At 63.1% G+C, this 16,898-nt stretch carries 15 protein-coding genes; 10 read left to right on the top strand and 5 right to left on the bottom strand.

Features of this window, described 5'->3' with window-relative positions; all coding sequences use genetic code 11:
* Positions 1-97: 97 nt before the first annotated feature.
* From HNQ60_RS17275 to HNQ60_RS17300, 6 genes are all read left to right on the top strand, one after another.
* Positions 98-1,597: a carboxypeptidase M32 gene (locus HNQ60_RS17275; protein ID WP_184334018.1), complete on the top strand. Its 1,500-nt coding sequence runs from the start codon at positions 98-100 to the stop codon at positions 1,595-1,597.
* A gap of 125 nt (positions 1,598-1,722) precedes the next feature.
* Positions 1,723-2,547 carry a tRNA 2-thiocytidine(32) synthetase TtcA gene (gene ttcA / locus HNQ60_RS17280; protein WP_184334019.1) on the top strand — a complete coding sequence of 275 codons (825 nt, stop codon included), beginning with the start codon at positions 1,723-1,725 and terminating at the stop codon, positions 2,545-2,547.
* A gap of 52 nt (positions 2,548-2,599) precedes the next feature.
* Entirely contained in the window at positions 2,600-3,127 is a 528-nt protein-coding gene (locus HNQ60_RS17285; protein ID WP_184334020.1) for an alpha/beta hydrolase, read from the top strand.
* A 50-nt stretch (positions 3,128-3,177) separates the two neighbouring features.
* A complete protein-coding gene (locus HNQ60_RS17290) occupies positions 3,178-3,414 on the top strand; it encodes a hypothetical protein (protein ID WP_184334021.1) in 237 nt (78 codons plus the stop codon).
* Positions 3,415-3,453: 39 nt separating this feature from the next.
* Positions 3,454-5,910 carry a glycerol-3-phosphate 1-O-acyltransferase PlsB gene (gene plsB, locus HNQ60_RS17295; protein ID WP_184334022.1) on the top strand — a complete coding sequence of 819 codons (2,457 nt, stop codon included), beginning with the start codon at positions 3,454-3,456 and terminating at the stop codon, positions 5,908-5,910.
* 138 nt (positions 5,911-6,048) lie between these two features.
* A complete protein-coding gene (locus HNQ60_RS17300) occupies positions 6,049-7,218 on the top strand; it encodes a phospholipase A (protein WP_184334023.1) in 1,170 nt (389 codons plus the stop codon).
* A gap of 121 nt (positions 7,219-7,339) precedes the next feature.
* Here HNQ60_RS17300 and arfB read toward each other — a convergent pair whose 3' ends face one another.
* From arfB to HNQ60_RS17320, 4 genes are all read right to left on the bottom strand, one after another.
* Positions 7,340-7,765: an alternative ribosome rescue aminoacyl-tRNA hydrolase ArfB gene (arfB, locus tag HNQ60_RS17305; RefSeq protein WP_184334024.1), complete on the bottom strand. Its 426-nt coding sequence runs from the start codon at positions 7,763-7,765 to the stop codon at positions 7,340-7,342.
* The gene (locus tag HNQ60_RS17310) at positions 7,755-9,083 is read right to left on the bottom strand and encodes a mechanosensitive ion channel family protein (protein ID WP_184334025.1); all 1,329 of its coding nucleotides are present in this window, start codon (positions 9,081-9,083) and stop codon (positions 7,755-7,757) included. The genes arfB and HNQ60_RS17310 overlap by 11 nt, the downstream gene beginning before the upstream one ends.
* 150 nt (positions 9,084-9,233) lie before the next feature.
* A complete protein-coding gene (locus tag HNQ60_RS17315; RefSeq protein WP_184334026.1) occupies positions 9,234-9,458 on the bottom strand; it encodes a DUF465 domain-containing protein in 225 nt (74 codons plus the stop codon).
* A 142-nt stretch (positions 9,459-9,600) separates the two neighbouring features.
* Positions 9,601-10,146: a DUF3301 domain-containing protein gene (locus HNQ60_RS17320; protein WP_184334027.1), complete on the bottom strand. Its 546-nt coding sequence runs from the start codon at positions 10,144-10,146 to the stop codon at positions 9,601-9,603.
* A 63-nt stretch (positions 10,147-10,209) separates the two neighbouring features.
* Between HNQ60_RS17320 and yrfG the strand changes: the two genes are divergently transcribed.
* On the top strand, positions 10,210-10,905 hold the full coding sequence (gene yrfG, locus HNQ60_RS17325; RefSeq protein WP_184334028.1) for a GMP/IMP nucleotidase: 696 nt from the start codon (positions 10,210-10,212) through the stop codon (positions 10,903-10,905).
* Position 10,906: 1 nt separating this feature from the next.
* On the opposite strand, the gene HNQ60_RS17330 is transcribed toward yrfG, so the two are convergent.
* On the bottom strand, positions 10,907-12,391 hold the full coding sequence (locus tag HNQ60_RS17330; RefSeq protein ID WP_184334029.1) for a DEAD/DEAH box helicase: 1,485 nt from the start codon (positions 12,389-12,391) through the stop codon (positions 10,907-10,909).
* A 449-nt stretch (positions 12,392-12,840) separates the two neighbouring features.
* On the opposite strand from HNQ60_RS17330, the gene trxA reads away from it, so the two are divergent.
* From trxA to HNQ60_RS17345, 3 genes are all read left to right on the top strand, one after another.
* Complete coding sequence (gene trxA / locus HNQ60_RS17335; protein WP_184334030.1) at positions 12,841-13,170, top strand: thioredoxin TrxA; 330 nt, start codon at positions 12,841-12,843, stop codon at positions 13,168-13,170.
* A 200-nt stretch (positions 13,171-13,370) separates the two neighbouring features.
* Positions 13,371-14,627 carry a transcription termination factor Rho gene (rho, locus tag HNQ60_RS17340; protein ID WP_184334413.1) on the top strand — a complete coding sequence of 419 codons (1,257 nt, stop codon included), beginning with the start codon at positions 13,371-13,373 and terminating at the stop codon, positions 14,625-14,627.
* A gap of 395 nt (positions 14,628-15,022) precedes the next feature.
* Entirely contained in the window at positions 15,023-16,888 is a 1,866-nt protein-coding gene (locus HNQ60_RS17345) for a bifunctional diguanylate cyclase/phosphodiesterase (protein ID WP_184334031.1), read from the top strand.
* Positions 16,889-16,898: the final 10 nt, after the last annotated feature.

Raw genomic sequence — 16,898 nt, forward strand, 5'->3', positions numbered from 1 at the left:
TTGCTAGAATTCGTCCCCGATCCCGCCTCGCTCGTTTTCGTCGGGAATCGGGTCTCGCCGCTTCCCGCGGCCGAGTATTCGACTCACTGGATGCCCCATGGCTCTGACCCCGTATCAACAGCTCGAACAGGAATTCCGGCGTCTGCACGCGTTCAGGAGCGCTGCCAGCGTCCTGCGCTGGGACTCCGCCGTCATGATGCCGCGCGGCAGCTCCGACCTCCGGGGCGAGCAGCTGGCCGCACTGGAAACCGAGGGGCACGCGCTCCTGGTCTCTCCCAGGGTTTCCAGGCTCCTCGAGCGGGCCGACGCGAACGCTCAGATCCTCGAGGACTGGCAGGTCGCGAATCTTCGTGAGATGCGCAGGGAACGGGACCATTCGATCGCGACGCCGCGCAGCCTGATCTCCCGACTCGCCAAGGCGACCTCCCGGGCCGAGATGAAATGGCTGGAGGCGAAGCAGAAAAGCGATTTCTCGATTTTCGCGCCGCACCTGGAAGAGGTCGTGAACCTCCTGCGCGACAAGGCCGCGCTGGTCGGCAAGGCGCTCAATCTCGATCCTTACGATGCGCTGGCCGATGAATTCAGCCCGGGACTGCGCTCGGAGCAGATCGACGCGATCTTCACGGCGCTCGGTCGCCGGCTGCCGGGCCTGATCCACGAAGTGATCGATCACCAGGCCAAACGCCAGCCCACGCATGAGATCACCGGGCGCTTTGCGGCGTCGAAGCAGCGCGCGCTCGCGACGGAGGTCATGAAAGCCATGGGCTTCCCGTTCGACCGCGGCCGTCTCGATGAGAGCGAGCATCCGTTCACCGGCGGCGTGCCCGGCGACATTCGCATCACCACTCGATTCAACCCCGCGGAGCCGCTCACGGGGCTCATGGGGGTGCTGCACGAGACCGGCCACGCAATGTACGACGTCGGCTTGCCCGAAGCCTGGCGGGGATTGCCCGTCGGTCGCGATCGCGGCATGGCCATGCAGGAAAGCCAGTCGCTGCTGCTTGAGATGCTGATCTGCCGCAATCGTCCCTTCCTCCATTACTTGAAGCCGCTGCTCGAAAAGAGCTTCGGTGTGTCGGGTCCAGAATGGGAAGTGGAGAATCTCTACCGCTTGCTCACGCGCGTGCGTCGCAGCCTCATCCGCGTCGATGCGGACGAAGTGACTTATCCCGTCCACATCCTGCTGCGCTACGAACTCGAGATCGAAATCCTCAAGGGCGAGCTCAAGGTCAAGGATGTGCCGGAAGCCTGGAACAGCCGCATGGAAGACCGGCTCGGCGTGCGTCCCTCCAGCGACGCCGAAGGCTGCCTGCAGGACGTGCATTGGGCCGTGGGATCATTCGGCTACTTCCCGTCCTACGCGATCGGCGCCGTCATCGCAGGCCAGTTGTACGAGAGCCTGCGGGCCGCCCGACCTGATCTCGACGAGGAGATCGCCGCCGGCCAGTTCTCCGGCATGTTCGAGTGGCTGCGCCAGAACGTTCACAGCCTCGCCGCCAGCCAGAGCATGCCCGAGCTCATTCAGCAGGCCACCGACAAATCGCTGTCGGCGGCGGCGTGGGTGAGGTATGTGGAAGGGAAGTATCTGGAAGAGTGAGCCGGCTAGCCACTAGCCCGCTAGCCATTAGCCAGAGTGCCTCGATCCAGCCTCACCGATACAATCAGCCCCCTCTTCATTCTGGCTAGCGGCTAATGGCTAGCAGGCTAGCTGGCTTCCTCAAAATGTCCGCCCTCCCCGAACCCTCCAACAATTTCCGTCGCCTGCAGTCCCGGCTGCGCGGCGAGGTCGGCAAGGCGATCGAGGATTTCCGCATGATCGAGGAGGGCGACCGCGTCATGGTCTGCCTGTCCGGCGGGAAGGATTCGTACACGCTGCTCGACATCCTGCTGTCCCTGAAACGCAGCGCGCCGGTGAAGTTCGATCTCGTTGCGGTGAATCTGGATCAGAAGCAGCCGGGGTTTCCGGCGCAGGTGCTGCCGGACTATCTGACGGCGCTCGGCGTTCCGTTCCACATCATCGAACAGGACACCTACAGCGTCGTGAAGCGGCTGATCCCCGAGGGCAAGACGATGTGCAGTCTGTGCTCGCGCATGCGACGCGGCGCGCTGTACCGGTACGCGTCCGAGAACGGAGTGACGAAGATCGCGCTCGGCCATCACCGCGACGATATCGTGCAGACGCTGTTCCTCAACATGTTCTTCGGCGGCAAGCTGAAGACGATGCCGCCGAAGCTTCGCTCCGAAGATGGCCGCCACGTCGTCATTCGTCCGCTGGCCTATGTCGCCGAACATGACATCGAGCGCTATGCACGCCACCGCCAGTTTCCGCTCATTCCCTGTTCGCTTTGCGGCTCGCAGGAAAATCTGCAGCGCGTCGAGATCAGGAAGATGCTGCAGGAGTGGGAAGCGCGCTATCCGGGGCGGATCGAATCGATCTTCTCCAGCATCCGCAACGTGGTGCCTTCGCATCTGGCCGATCCGGGCCTTCACGACTTCAGCGTGCTGCAGCCGTCGCAGCGCGGCGATGCCGGCATTCTCGATGACTGACGAGCGCTCGCTCGCCATCCAGCCCGTTCAAAGCAAGATAAGGTAGCGACCGGTGTCCGACTCACGTCCTCATGTTGTCTTCTCGCACGGTCTGGATGGCGAGCCGTGGGGAACGAAAATCGTGGCGCTGGCCCGAGTTGCCGAAGCGCGCGGATACGTCGTGGAGTCCGTCGATTATCGGGGCATGGAAGCGCCGGCCCGTATCGAGAAGCTGATCAAAGTTGCCCGGGATCTGCCGCATCCGCTCGTCCTGGTGGGGTCGAGTCTCGGCGGCCACGTTGCCGCGACCGCTTCGACACAGGTACCCACCCGAGCCATGTTCCTCATGGCGCCGGCCTTCTACATGCCCGGTTACGAGCAGTACACGCCGGTGCCGGCGGCTTGTCCGATCGAAATCGTTCACGGCTGGCGCGACGATGTGGTGCTGCCCCAGAACAGCATCCGCTTTGCGCAGCAATATCGTGCGACGCTGCATCTGATCGATTCAGATCATCGGCTGACGGCCGAGTTGCCTGACATCTGCAACCTCTTTGATCTCTTCCTGCAGCGCCTGGCCGGCGAGCCGGTAACTGCAGTCTGATCGGGCACGCGGTACTATCGGCCTCCTCGACGCATTCACAAAGGATCGCCATGAACTCACTGCAGCGAATCGGTTCGATCGCGATCTGCCTTGGCGTCCTGGTGGGATGCGGTAGCGGCAGTTCAGAACCCGAAGACAGACCGGAGCCGCCTCCCGTGGAGGACACCGTGTTCGGCGACACGGTCAGCACGATGGATAAGGCGCGCGGCGTGCAGGACACTGTCGATACGCACAAACAGGACCTCGACCGTCAGATGGACGCGAACGAAGGTCGCAGCCAGGAATAACGACGCCTCGCGGCCTCACAACAAAGCGAACAATCGCCGATGGCTGATCAGTCAGGGTGGGACCGCCTGCTGTTGACGGTGCTGCGCGGCCCGATTTCCGTGTGGGCCCGACCTCATGTGCTGCCGGAGGATCTGCGCAAGCGATACGCGCAGCATCCCAGGCCGATCTGCTACGTGCTGGATCGGCACAGCGTCGCCGACATGGTCGTGCTGGAGAAGGTCGCGAAGGCCCAGGGTCTGCCGGATCCGATGCAGGCCCTGAAGCCGCCGCTGCCGTCGCGGTCCTCGTTCTTCCTCGAGCGCAGCGCCAACTTCTGGGGTGATCGTGTGGATCGGCGGATCCCGGTCACGATGCGCGAACTGGTATCGGCGGTGGCGAAAGATCCGACGCTCGATGTGGATCTGCTGCCGGTGAGCATCCTGTGGGGACGAGCGCCCGACAAAGAAGCGTCGTGGTTCCGGTTGCTGCTGTCTGAAACCTGGGATCGCGTCGGCCGGTTCCGGCGCATGCTGTCGGTGATCGTGAACGGCCGGAACCTGTTCGTGCAGTTCGGCGAGCCCGTCTCCGTGCGCAGCTTCCTCGAAGAAGGAAAAGAGCCCGCGCGTGCAGTACGGCGCGGCACGCGATCTCTGCGCACCCTGCTCGGTCGTCAGCGGGCCGCGGCGATCGGGCCGGATCTCTCGCATCAGCGAACCATCGTCACCCAGGTGCTCAAGGCCGGCTCGGTGCGCCGGGCGATGGGCGACGAGATGCGATCGAAGCGCATCTCGCGCCGCGAGGCGCTCAAGGTTGCCACGGACTACGCGGTCGAGATCGCGGCGAACTACTCGCATGTATTCGTCGCAATCATGGCTCGCGCGCTGAGCTGGTTCTGGACGCGGCTCTACGACGGCGTCGAGCTGCACAACTTCAGCCAGTTGCAGAAGATCGTGGACGGCAACGAGGTCATCTACGTGCCGTGCCATCGCAGCCACATCGACTACCTGCTGCTGTCGTACGTCATCTACTACAAGGGCTACGCAGTGCCGCACATCGCGGCAGGCATCAATCTGAACATGCCCGTGGTGGGTGGATTCCTGCGCAGGGGCGGCGCCTTCTACATGCGACGCAGCTTCAAGGGCAATGCGCTCTACACGATGGTCTTCATGAAGTACCTCGGGCTGATGATGGCGCGCGGTCATTCCATCGAGTACTTCATCGAAGGCGGCCGCAGTCGCACGGGGAGGTTGTTGCCGCCGAAGACCGGAATGCTGTCGATGACATTGCGCAGCTATCTGCGCGAGCCGCGACGCCCGGTGGTCTTCCTGCCCGTGTACTTCGGCTACGAACGGCTGGTCGAAGGCAAGACGTACGTGGGTGAGCTTTCCGGCAAGCCGAAAGAGAAGGAATCGATCTGGGGCATGCTGCGCACGCTGCCGACGCTGAAGAATCGCTTCGGCAAAGTGCATGTGAGCTTCGGCGAGCCTGTTCATCTCAACGATGTGCTCGCGATACACGCCCCGCAGCGTGTGCCGGGGCAGCCCGAGAAGAGTGAGCGTCCACCCTGGTTGGCCGGCGCGGTCGACGATCTCGCGACTCGCATCATGACCAACATCAACAGTGCCGCGTGTGCGACGCCGATCAGTCTCCTCGCGCTGGCGTTGCTCGCGACACCGAAGCAGGCGATGCTCGAAAGCGATCTCACGCGACAGGTCGAGCTCTATGCCTCGCTGCTGCGCCAGGCGCCGTATTCACCCCTGGCGTGGACCACCGATATGGACGGCGCCTCGATGATCCGCCACGGCGAGCGGATGGAAGTCCTGCAGCGCATGAAGCACCCGCTCGGCGACGTCATGAAGATGACGGAAGAGACGTCGGTGCTGATGACCTACTTCCGCAACAACGTGCTGCACCTGATCGCGATGCCGTCGCTGATCGCCTGCTGCTTCCTGAACAACCGGACGATGAGTATCGCGGACATCCAGCGACTCATGCGACGCATCTATCCCTATGTGCGCGACGAGCTCTCATTGCGGTGGAAGGAATCGGACATCGACGCCGCGGTGCTGGAAGCGCTCGACGACCTGGCGAACCACGGTCTGCTGGAGGCGGTCGAGGGCAACACGCAATGGCGGCGTCAGCCGACCGGTTCGTCCGAGGCCGTGCAGCTGTCCGTGCTGGCGCAGATCACCGTCCAGATCATCGAGCGCTACTACCTCGTGATCTCCGTCCTGCTCAAGTCGGGCAGTGCACGCATCACACCGGATGCGCTGGAGTCGCAGTGCCAGCTGATGGCGCAGCGCATGTCGCTGCTGCATGAGCTGAATTCGCCTGAGTTCTTCGACAAGGCGCTGTTCAAGAGCTTCATCGAGCTGCTGCGTGCCCGCAAAGTGATCGACGTCAATGCCGAGGGACGGCTGGTCTTCAATCAGATCCTCGAAGCAGTCGCGGAAGATGCGCAGATCGTTCTGCACGAACAGATCCGCAATAGTGTGCTGCAAGTGACTCACACTTGAGGCGCACGCGCCTCTCGTGTGAGTCATCCCCGCGAAAGCGGGGATCCATCTTGGCTAGCCGCTAGCTACTAGCCGTCTAGCCAGCTAGCCAGAGCGAGAAGGCACGAGAGAAAGTTCTGGATCGAGTGAGATTGCTCCATGCGCCAACTCCTGATCGCGATACTGATACTGCCTCTCGCCGCGAACGCTGAAGCCGTTCTCTCGACCAGCGGGCCTCGCGCCACGGCCGGCGGTCCGATCGAGCTGGTGATGACAATCACCAACGCCGACGAATCGGCGCTCACGATGGAGCTGCCCGAGCACTTCCACGTGCGACTCGAGACGCCGACGGCAGTGAGTACGCTCGAGCTGGCTCCAGATCGCGTCGGCACGCTGACGATTCCCGCCCGCGAATTCCAGAAGATCCGTCTGCGCGGCACGCTGCCGGCCGATGCACAGGGACCGGTCGTCCTGACTTCAACAGGCGTCGATGCGAATCCGTTGCTGCTGCAGATCGACAACGCTCCGGCTGCCCGCGTTGCGGCTGCGCCAGCAGACGACGGGAAGAGGCCGCAGCAGGATGAGAGCCGCCTCATCGACAAGCCGCCGCCGCTGGCTGTGTCCGTCTACGAGCCCGTGTACTTCATCGTCGGCGGCGACGGTGGACTGAATGCCAAGTTCCAGATCAGCTTTCGTTACCAGCTATTCGACGGCAACGGTCGCCTCGCGCGACAGCTCCCGTGGATCGACGATCTGTACCTGTCGTTCTCGCAGACATCGCTGTGGGATCTGAACGAGCTGTCGAAGCCCTTCACCGATTCGAGCTATCGGCCGCGACTGTTCTACGCGAACTACGATCTCGCCCGCATGCTGGACGGACAGTTGCGGCTCGGTGTCGAGGCGGGCTTCGGGCATGAATCGAACGGCAAGGACGGCGACTCGTCGCGCAGCTTCAACATGGTCTACGCGCGGCCGACGCTCACCCTCGGCGATCCCGACGGGTTGCGCTTCTACCTCGCGCCCCTGGTCCACAATTACATCTCGGACGACGAGAACCCGGATCTCAAGGACTATCGCGGCTACGTCGACTGGCTCGTCGGCATCGGCAGCAAGGGCGGCCTCGACTTCTGGGCGACGCTGCGCAAAGGCACGAGCAGTGATTTCGGCAGCGCGGAACTCAACCTGTCGTATCCGCTTTCGAAGCTCAGCGGCGGTGACCTGACCGGATGGCTCACGCTCCAGTACTTCGGCGGTTACGGAGAGAGCCTGCTGAACTATCGCGACAAGCTGGATTCGCAGTTCAGGCTGGGGATTGCGATAGCACTCTGAGGCGCGAAGCGCCTCAGGGGCTGCGAGCGATGGGTCCAGGCTGCGCACTCGTCCCAGTAAATGCCGAAGGCATGCTGTCGCATAACGTCCGGCTGAAGCCGGACCCACAGCAACAAGGCACCTAGTCGAAGCTGCGAACCTTACCGCGGCTGTTCTTCACCCGGCTCCGCTGCTGCTTCCCTTCCAGCCGACGTTCTTTCGAGGCGCGGGTTGGCTTCGTCGCCCGACGGATTTTGGGCTCGATGCGGGCTTGGGCCACCATCTCGGCGAGACGCTCGAACGCGTCGCGCTTGTTGTGTTCCTGAGTGCGGAAGCGTTGCGCCGTCAGGACGATCACGTCGTCGTCTGTCAGGCGGCGGCCTGCGAGTGTGCGCAAGCGGGTACGCACACGATCGGGCAATTGCGGCCATGCCCGCAGATCGCAGCGCAGCTGCACGGCGCTCGCGACCTTGTTGACGTTCTGTCCGCCGGGGCCGCTGGCGCGGATGAAGCGGATGTCGAGGGCCGCCTCCGGAAGGCCGGAGAGCGCCGGGTAGTCAGTCGACATCGCCGGGGCTCACTTCACCACTTTTCGGCTGCTGCATCTCGAGGACGACCTGGCGCTGCGCGACCGGGATCGTGAGGCCGTGCTGCTTGAAGAGCCGCCAGATCGCGCGGTTCACGTCCGAGCGCACGTTGTTGACACCTTCCTGCGGATCGGTGATCCAGAAGCGCAGTTCGAGATCGAAGCCGTAATCGTTGAAGCCCATCATGCGGGCGACAGGGCCGGGATCGCGAAGGATGCGCGGGTTTCCTTCGGACGCTTTCAGCAGCACCGCGAGCGCGAGCTCCGGATCGTCCTTGTAGCTCACTCGCACCGGAAGCTTCAGACGTACGCGCGGATCGGTGTAGCTCCAGTTGATCACCGGGTTCGTGATCAGGTGCTGGTTTGGTACGAGCGTCTCGACGCCGTCGCGATCGCGCACGACGACATAGCGTCCGCGCAGTTCCTGCACCCAGCCGAACCCTTCAGTGCTGGTGCCGGTCGTGCCGGTGAAACTGATGACGTCGCCGGGCTTGATCGAACGATCCATCAGCAGCACGAAACCGCTGATGAAGTTCGCGACGATGGCCTGCAGGCCGAAGCCGAGGCCGACACCGATGGCGCCGGTCAGCACGTTCAGTGTGGTGAGATCCAGACCGGCGGCATTCAGGCCGAGCAGAATCGACAGGCCGATCAGGAATGCCTGCGCAAACTTCGCGATGCCGATGCGCATGCTGAGCGCGAGCCCCTGCATCGACATGAGTCGCTGTTCGAACCAGCGTGCCGCCCAGACCGCGACGAGGATGAAGATGCCGACGGTGAAGAGCAGCTTGATCACCGACCACAGCGTGATGCGCGACTTGTCGGTTTTGACGCCGACGCTGTCCAGCGCCTGCACGAGCGGCTCGAACCACCCGAGCACATGGAGCGCGAGGATGAGCCAGACGACGAACGTGATCGTGTTGCCCCAGCCCTTCGTGCGATTGCCGAGCGACAGACGCACCAGGTACACCGCCACCCGAATCAGAAGCAGCAGGCCTGCGAGCGTGATGGCGAGATCGACGAGATTGCTGCGAACCTTCAGCGCGTGCAGGACACCGCCGAACGCGGCGATGAGCACGACGGCCGCGAGATGCGGGCTCGCGATCAGGAACGCTTCGGCGACGCGAGCCTGGAATCCGGTCTGCGCGAGTGCCGAGCGGGCGCGATCGGTGTTGCGCACCTGGCTTCCGAACCACCACGCGATCAATGCAGCGATGGCGATTGCGCCGAGCTGCAGAAGTGAATTCGCTGTGAGGAGCGCGTCGAGGTCGCGACCGATGTTGTGCAGCAGTTCCTGCATTTTTTTAGAAGTAGATAGCGGATAGCGGATAGTGACTGGGCCGGAACGAAGCCGAGACCGCGCTGGTGGCGGGCCAGCGGCAAGCCATCCCGTCGCTTGCCTCACTATCCGCCACTATCCGCCATCCGCTATCCGCCATCCAACTTCTTCTTATGCATTGAGATCGGGGATCAGTTCGCTTTCGAGTCGGGCGATCTGGTCCTTGAGCAGCAGCTTGCGCTTCTTGAGCCGGCGCAGCTGCACTTCGTTCACGTACAGGTCGAGCTGCAGCCGGTTGATGACGTCGTCGAGATCGCGATGCTCGATCCTGAGGCCCCGCAGGCGCTCGAGGCGGCGGAAGGTCTCCGTTTCGACGTTGTTTTCCGATTCGCTCATCGCGCAACGCAAGTACTTTCTAAGGCCCGCAAGGTTACAACCTGCGCAGGCCGCGGTCTAACCGTCGCGGGATCCGCGGCTGCGGCATGCATCCGGGGAAGATGGCGATACTGCTGTTTCAGCCGCATGGCAGCCGGGTCGATCAATGTCGCGGATCGCCGCTTTCCTCGCGATTTTCGCGGCGAGGCGTGAGCGGCGGGCGGTGCTGAGTCCGCCATTGATCCAGGTCGAGCACGTTCGATGGGTTCGCGGGATTGTTCGTCTGGCTGTTCGCCTGGCTGTTCGTCTGGGGGTCGGCCAGGCTATTCGTCAGGGCCGAAGGAGCGACCGGTCGGGGTTCCTGGGCCATGGGCTGGAGACGAGGGCGCTGGTCGGTCTGGCCTGGCGCGTAGCCGACAGTTTCGACGCGGTGTCCGGAAAGAACGACAAATCCCTGCAGGCGGTCGATGCTGGTCGCTGTGTAGTCGAACACGTAGGTGCGGCGCAGCGTGAGGCGGCCGCTGGCTCCCCGCGTCCAGCCGAGGCGCGCGAACGCAACAGTCCCGTCGAGGAATTGCAGTCCCAGGCGCTCGCAGGCTTCGATGGCGGCGGCGTTGGCGCGTTCGCGCGCAGCCAGGCTGTCCTGCCAGAACCATGCGATGGCCGCGGCGACGATGAGGAAGACGAGAGTGGTCCAGCTGAGGAACATCGCAGGCTCGATCGCTATTCGCGGGAGGCCGATGAGAGGGGAGCCGTTATGATACGGCTTCTGATGAACACATCGCCGGCCTCTTTGGTTGCAGATCCTTTACTTCGTCCGCGCTGGGCCGAGATCGACACGGTGCTGCTCGACATGGACGGCACGCTGCTCGACCTGCAATTTGACAATTTCTTCTGGCTGCAGCTCGTCCCGGAGCGATTCGCGCTGCGGCATTCGCTGACACTCGATGCGGCGCGGGAAACCCTGACACCGCGATTCACCGAGCTCCACGGGACGCTCAACTGGTACTGCACTGATTTCTGGAGCCGCGAGCTCGATCTCGACATCGCTGCAATGAAGCGCGAGATCCGCGAGCAGGTGCGCTACCTGCCGGGGGCTGAGACTTTTCTTTCCACGGTGCGCGCACGTGGATTGCGGACAGTGCTGCTGACGAATGCGCATCGGGACAGTCTGACCATCAAGGCGCAGCAGACGGGTCTGGACCGTCACTTCGACCTGCTGGTGAGCTCGCACGAGTACGGCACGCCGAAGGAAACGCCGGAATTCTGGAGTCGGGCACAGGCGCGGGTGGGATTCGATCCGGCGCGCAGCTTGTTCGTCGATGACAGTGTGCCGGTGCTGCGCGCGGCCCGGTCGTTCGGAATCGGCCAGATCTTTGCGATCAGCCGGCCGGATTCCCAGGCTGAACGCCGGCACGTGACGGAATTTCCAGCGGTCGATGCAATCGTCGACCTGCTGGACGACTGATCTATTCCGTGGCCGGGGTTGGCGCGTCGCCGCCACCACCTTCCGGTTTGCCGCCCCTGCGCCGGCGGCGCCGACGTTTCCGTGCCGCGCCATCGGCTGGGGCCGAGCCCGCATCTGGGGAGGCACTTTGCTGTGGCGGAGGAGGGGAGTCGGTCCTCTGAACGTTTCTCGGCGGCGACGATTCGCGCCGCGGTCCGCCCTCACGGCGGCCTGGCCGGCGCGGTCTTCCCCCGTTCTGGCCGTGGCGTCCGCCGCCCCCGTGACGACCGCCGCCGCCATGATGATGTCGCGCGCGACGTTCCGGCTGGGTGATTTCAGGCAGCAGCTCGATCGGTACCGCGGCGACCGGAATCTTGCGATCGATATACGACTCGATGTCGGGCAGCGACATCACGTATTCCTCGCAGCCGAAGCTGATTGCGTCGCCTTCGGCGCCGGCCCGCGCGGTTCGGCCGATGCGGTGAACGTAGTCTTCGGGGTCCTGCGGCAGGTCGTAATTGAAAACGTGGCTGACGTCGGGAATATGCAGTCCGCGCGACGCGACGTCGGTGCCGATCAGGACCGCGAGCGTCCCGTCGTGAAAATCACGCAGCATTCGCAGGCGCTTGCGCTGGGGGACGTCGCCGGAAATCGCTTCCGCGTTGATCCCGTTGCTCTGCAACAGCTGTTCGATGTCTTCCGCGGCGCGGCGCGTGTTCACGAATACCATGCTGCGGCGCGGGTCCATGTGCTTCAGCAGACCCACCAGCAGGCGCGGCTTTTCGTCGTTGGAGGGGTAATAAATCACCTGACGAATGCGATCGACCGTCATCTTGTCCGGCTCGATCCGCACCAGCGTCGGGTCGTTCATGTGTTCGTAGGCGAGTTCGAGCACGCGCTGCGACAGAGTCGCGGAGAACAGCATGTTCAGTCGCTGATCGGGAGCGGGCAGGCGCCGCAGGATGTAGCGGATGTCGGCGATGAATCCGAGATCGAACATGCGATCGGCTTCATCGAGGACGAGAACCTGCACCGAGCGCAGGTCGATCACGTGCTGCTTGAAGAAATCGATGATGCGTCCGGGCGTGCCGATCAGGATGTCGACGCCCTGTTCGAGGTGATGCTTCTGCTTCTCGTAGTCCACGCCGCCGAAGGCGAGGCCGAGACGCAGCCCCGTATGCGAGCCGAGTGCCTCGGCGTCGCCGTGGATCTGCACAGCCAGTTCGCGCGTTGGAGCAACGACCAGCGCACGCGGTGCGTTCAGGTTGCGAGTCGCAGGCACCGGCTCTCGAATGAGGCGTGCGTAGAGTGCGACCAGGAATGCGGCAGTCTTTCCCGTACCCGTCTGTGCCTGTCCGGCGACATCCATGCCCGCGAGTGCCTGGGGCAGCGTCTGGGCCTGAATCGGGGTACAGCGTTCGAAGGACGCATCGGCGAGACCTTTCTGCAGCGTTTCAGGCAAGTGCAGGCTGGAGAAGGAAAGGTCGGTGAGGTGTGAATCAGCCATTGAGTGGAACAGTGGACCTTATTGAGTGGAATGGTGAACCTGGGTCGTCCGTGAGGGTGAATCGTTTTGCCCGAGCCTGAGCCGTGACCATGAGCAATTGCGGGAAGCGGAGGCTTGCAAATCCAAATTGGCTTGGGTTCTAATAAGCCCAACGCAGCGGACCCATCCGCGCCCGCCCCGACCGGAATACCGGCACCAAGCTACTCCTCGTGAAGAAGACCCCCGTCGGGGTTGTTTCGCTCAACTACTTGGCCATCGTGCACGAGCACTGCGCAGGTACGTAACGTCTACAGAGGCTCAACTAGCCGTCATTGTGCCCGACCGAGCACGCTCAAGTCACTAATACGGTCCTTATTCCCGCCCCCGATCAATCGACACTTCGATATCCCGTTCATTTTCCACACACCGAACCTTCCCATCGATCGCCAACGATTTGAGGAGACTGACTGGTGAGCAGCGACACGATTCTGCACGTCACCGACGCAAGCTTCGAAGACGACGTGCTCAAGGCCAACGGGCCTGTACTGCTGGATTTCTGGGCCGAATGGTGCGGGCCCTGCAAGATGATCGCGCCAATGCTCGATGAGATCGCGGGCGAATTCAAAGCCAAGGTCACGATCGCCAAGATCAACATCGACGACAATCCCAAAACGCCGCAACGCTTCAACGTGCGCGGTATCCCGACACTCATTCTCTTCAAAAACGGTCAGGTCGAGGGGCAAAAAGTCGGGGCCCTCCGTAAAGCCGATCTGGCCGCATTTCTGGAAAGCAAACTGTGAGAGGCTATCTCGGTAATCAAGCCCGCAACCAGCGCGGTGGCGGCAACAAAGGCGGCGGTCGTCAGAACCGCGGCGGCAACAACGACGGCAACAGGGGCAATCACCGGCAGCAGCAGCACGACGAGCTGCCGGTCGACGATTTCGATGCCGATGACGTAGGGATCATTTCCCCATCGGAGCTGGCGGCCTCGCGCCAGTCGATGAACCTGACGCAGCTGAAGCTCAAGCCCGTTTCGGAGCTGGTGGAAGTTGCGACGAAGATGGGCCTGGAGAACCTGGCCCGCTCGCGCAAGCAGGACATCATCTTCTCGATCCTGAAGGCGCATGCCCGCAGCGGCGAGGACATCTACGGCGACGGCGTGCTGGAAATCCTGCAGGACGGCTTCGGCTTCCTGCGCTCCGCCGACAGCTCCTACCTCGCCGGTCCCGACGACATCTACGTCAGCCCGAGCCAGATCCGCCGCTTCAATCTGCGCACCGGCGACTCGATCTCCGGCCTGATCCGTCCGCCGAAGGACGGCGAGCGCTACTTCGCGCTGCTCAAGGTCGGCGAGATCAATTTCGATTCTCCGGAGGGCGCCAAGCACAAGGTTCTGTTCGAGAACCTGACGCCGCTGCATCCGACCAAGCGCTTCAAGCTCGAGCGCGGCAACGGTTCGAGCGAAGACCTGACGGCCCGCATCATCGATCTCGTCGCGCCGATCGGCAAAGGCCAGCGCGGCCTGATCATCTCGCCGCCGAAAGCCGGTAAGACGATGCTGTTGCAGAACATCGCCAGCTCGATCACGTCGAATCATCCCGATGTGTACCTGATCGTCCTGCTGATCGATGAACGTCCTGAAGAAGTGACCGAAATGACGCGCACCGTGCGCGGCGAAGTCGTGTCGTCGACGTTCGATGAACCCGCGACGCGCCACGTGCAGGTCGCCGAAATGGTGATCGAAAAGGCCAAGCGCCTCGTCGAACACAAGCGCGACGTGGTGATTCTCCTCGACTCGATCACGCGTCTCGCCCGCGCCTACAACACCGTCGTGCCGAGCTCCGGCAAGGTGCTGACGGGCGGCGTCGATGCGAACGCGCTGCAGCGTCCGAAGCGCTTCTTCGGCGCGGCGCGCAACATCGAAGAAGGCGGCTCGCTGACGATTCTCGCGACTGCGCTGATCGACACCGGTTCGCGCATGGACGACGTGATCTATGAAGAGTTCAAGGGCACGGGCAACTCGGAAATCCACCTGGATCGCCGCGTTTCCGAAAAGCGCGTCTTCCCGGCGGTGAACATCAACCGTTCCGGTACGCGTCGCGAAGAGCTCATCACGTCCGCCGAAGAGCTGCAGAAGATGTGGATCCTGCGCAAGCTGTTGCACCCGATGGACGAACTGGCCGCGATCGAATTCCTCATCGACAAGATGAAGGACACGAAGACCAACGCGGAGTTCTTCGATGCGATGAAGCGGTAGAGCCGCTTCGTCCGATCCCTCGTCTCGATGCGCAAAGGCCTGCCTGCCGGCAGGCCGCTCCGGTTGTGCGTCCGGCTTCAGCCGGACGTTGTCCGCGGGATGCTTCGCATGACGTCCGGCTGAAGCCGGACCCACAACAACGATCCGGCGCCAATCCTCTTGATTGTGGGTCCCACTTCAGTGGGACGTAAGGCCGAAGGCCCGCGCGCGAGCGCGATATCTGGCGCGCAACCCGCGACCTCCGCGGCCATCCCGCCATGTGCTGCATTTCACAGAATCTCCGCGTGTCGGGGGTTTTCCTGATGGAAAACCCGTAACCGTGCGATGGGGTTCTCAGACCCCGCCCTGCGCCATCAATAACGTAGCCCTCGGTTACCGGGGTGGCAGCAATTCTCATGTCCGACGTTCGTCAGGATTCACCCACTTTGCGCCTGCGCAGACTGGATGCTTCCACGTATGAGCTCACCGAGCTCATGCGCGACGGGCGGCTTGCGACCCTGTTTCAGCCCATCGTCGATCCGCGCTCACGCGGGATCTGCGGTTTCGAGGCGCTGACGCGCGGACCTTCCGACAGCTGGCTGCATTCGCCCCAGAATCTTTTCGAAGCAGCGCGCCGTGCCGGCGTGAAGGTCGAGCTCGACTTCGTCTGCATGCAGAACGCTTTCAAGCGCTTTGTCGCGGCGCGCGTCGCCGGCCAGCTGTTCATCAACGTCTCGCCGGACTCCATCTACGAAGAGGCGAATTTCGCCAACCGCTTCCTCGGTTACGCGAAGGACGCGGAACTCGCCCCCGATCGCATCGTCATCGAGCTGACGGAAGAAAGCCTGCTGGACGACTACGCGCGTCTGCGGTCGGCTCTGCAGCGCCTGCGCGATGCGGGCTGTTCGATTGCCATCGACGATCTCGGCGCGGGCTCCTCGGGCCTGCGCACATGGTCGGAACTGAAGCCCGACTTCGTGAAGATCGACCGCTACTTCGTCAGCGGTATCGACGCCGACGCAACCAAACTCGAATTCGTGCGCTCGATTCTCGACATGGGCCGGGCGATCGGCTGCCGCGTCATTGCCGAAGGTGTCGAGACCGATCGCGAATGCCGCGAGCTCGTCGACCTGGGTCTCGATCGGCTGCAGGGTCATCTCTTCGGCCGGCCGAGCGCGGCGCCGATGGCCGTGCTGCAGCAGATCGAATCGCTCGATCGTTCGATCGTCGCCAACGGCGCGTTGTGCGCCGATCACATTGCCGTGTATTCGCCACCGGTATCACCCGATATGCGGGTCACCGACGTCGCGGACCTGTTTCATCAATCGCCGGAACAACAGACGCTCGCCGTCGTGCGCGACGGCCGGCCGGTCGGCGTCGTCCGTCGCAACGATCTGTTCGCGCTGCTCGCGAAGCCGCTGCACCCCGAGATCTACAACAAGAAGCCGGTCTCCTCGGTCATGGAGTCGCCCACGCTGTTGATCGATGGCCAGCTGCGCCTCGAGCAGGTGAGCCGCCTCGTCACGCAGAAGGGCAAGATGCGGCTGACGGAAGAGTTCGTGATCACGCGCGATGGCATGTATCACGGCCTCGGACAGACGATCGACCTGCTGCGGCTGATCACCGATCAGCAGCTCCAGGCAGCCAAGCATTCGAACCCGCTGACGCTGTTGCCGGGTAACGGTGCTATCCGCAGCTGCATCGACCGGCTGATCGAAGCCGAACGCCGCTTCGTCGTCGCGTATTTCGACCTCGATTCGTTCAAGCCCTACAACGATGTGTTTGGCTATGCGCAGGGCGACCAGGTCATCCTCTACCTGTCGGGGCTGCTGAAGAGCTCGTTCTCGACCCGCCTGGATTTCATCGGCCACATCGGCGGCGATGATTTCGTGGTGGTGATGCGCTGTGCCGATTGGCGCGAACGCATCATCCGCGTGCTGGAGCAGTTCTCCGCCGCCGTCGCCGGATTCTATTCACCTGAACATGCCGCTGCCGGCCACATTACGGCGACCGATCGCGACGGCAATGCGCGCGACTACGCGCTCCTGACGCTTTCGGTCGCGGCGCTCGATTCCAGAACCGTCGGTGCAACGAGCGCCGACGCGATCGCTCATCTGCTGGCTCACGTGAAGAAGCTGGCGAAGCAACGCGAAGGCAACAGCTTCGTGCTGCGCAGTGGCGAACGCGTCGTCGATCTGATGCAGGGACAGCACTCCGTGCAACACCTGACGAACGACACCGACATCCTGGCGGTGCAGGCGCAGGAGCAGATGGTCGGCTGAGATGCCGAAG

The organism is Povalibacter uvarum, from assembly GCF_014202975.1.
Classification (GTDB): Bacteria; Pseudomonadota; Gammaproteobacteria; order Steroidobacterales; family Steroidobacteraceae; genus Steroidobacter; species Steroidobacter uvarum.

Coding starts and splice junctions, on each gene's coding strand:
- HNQ60_RS17300 (WP_184334023.1), top strand. CDS start 6,049: ATGCGCCAACTCCTGATCGCGATACTGATACTGCCTCTCGCCGCGAAC.
- HNQ60_RS17345 (WP_184334031.1), top strand. CDS start 15,023: ATGTCCGACGTTCGTCAGGATTCACCCACTTTGCGCCTGCGCAGACTG.
- rho (WP_184334413.1), top strand. CDS start 13,371: ATGAACCTGACGCAGCTGAAGCTCAAGCCCGTTTCGGAGCTGGTGGAA.
- HNQ60_RS17310 (WP_184334025.1), bottom strand. CDS start 9,083: ATGCAGGAACTGCTGCACAACATCGGTCGCGACCTCGACGCGCTCCTC.
- HNQ60_RS17315 (WP_184334026.1), bottom strand. CDS start 9,458: ATGAGCGAATCGGAAAACAACGTCGAAACGGAGACCTTCCGCCGCCTC.
- plsB (WP_184334022.1), top strand. CDS start 3,454: ATGGCTGATCAGTCAGGGTGGGACCGCCTGCTGTTGACGGTGCTGCGC.
- HNQ60_RS17275 (WP_184334018.1), top strand. CDS start 98: ATGGCTCTGACCCCGTATCAACAGCTCGAACAGGAATTCCGGCGTCTG.
- HNQ60_RS17290 (WP_184334021.1), top strand. CDS start 3,178: ATGAACTCACTGCAGCGAATCGGTTCGATCGCGATCTGCCTTGGCGTC.
- HNQ60_RS17320 (WP_184334027.1), bottom strand. CDS start 10,146: ATGTTCCTCAGCTGGACCACTCTCGTCTTCCTCATCGTCGCCGCGGCC.
- HNQ60_RS17330 (WP_184334029.1), bottom strand. CDS start 12,391: ATGGCTGATTCACACCTCACCGACCTTTCCTTCTCCAGCCTGCACTTG.
- yrfG (WP_184334028.1), top strand. CDS start 10,210: ATGAACACATCGCCGGCCTCTTTGGTTGCAGATCCTTTACTTCGTCCG.
- ttcA (WP_184334019.1), top strand. CDS start 1,723: ATGTCCGCCCTCCCCGAACCCTCCAACAATTTCCGTCGCCTGCAGTCC.
- arfB (WP_184334024.1), bottom strand. CDS start 7,765: ATGTCGACTGACTACCCGGCGCTCTCCGGCCTTCCGGAGGCGGCCCTC.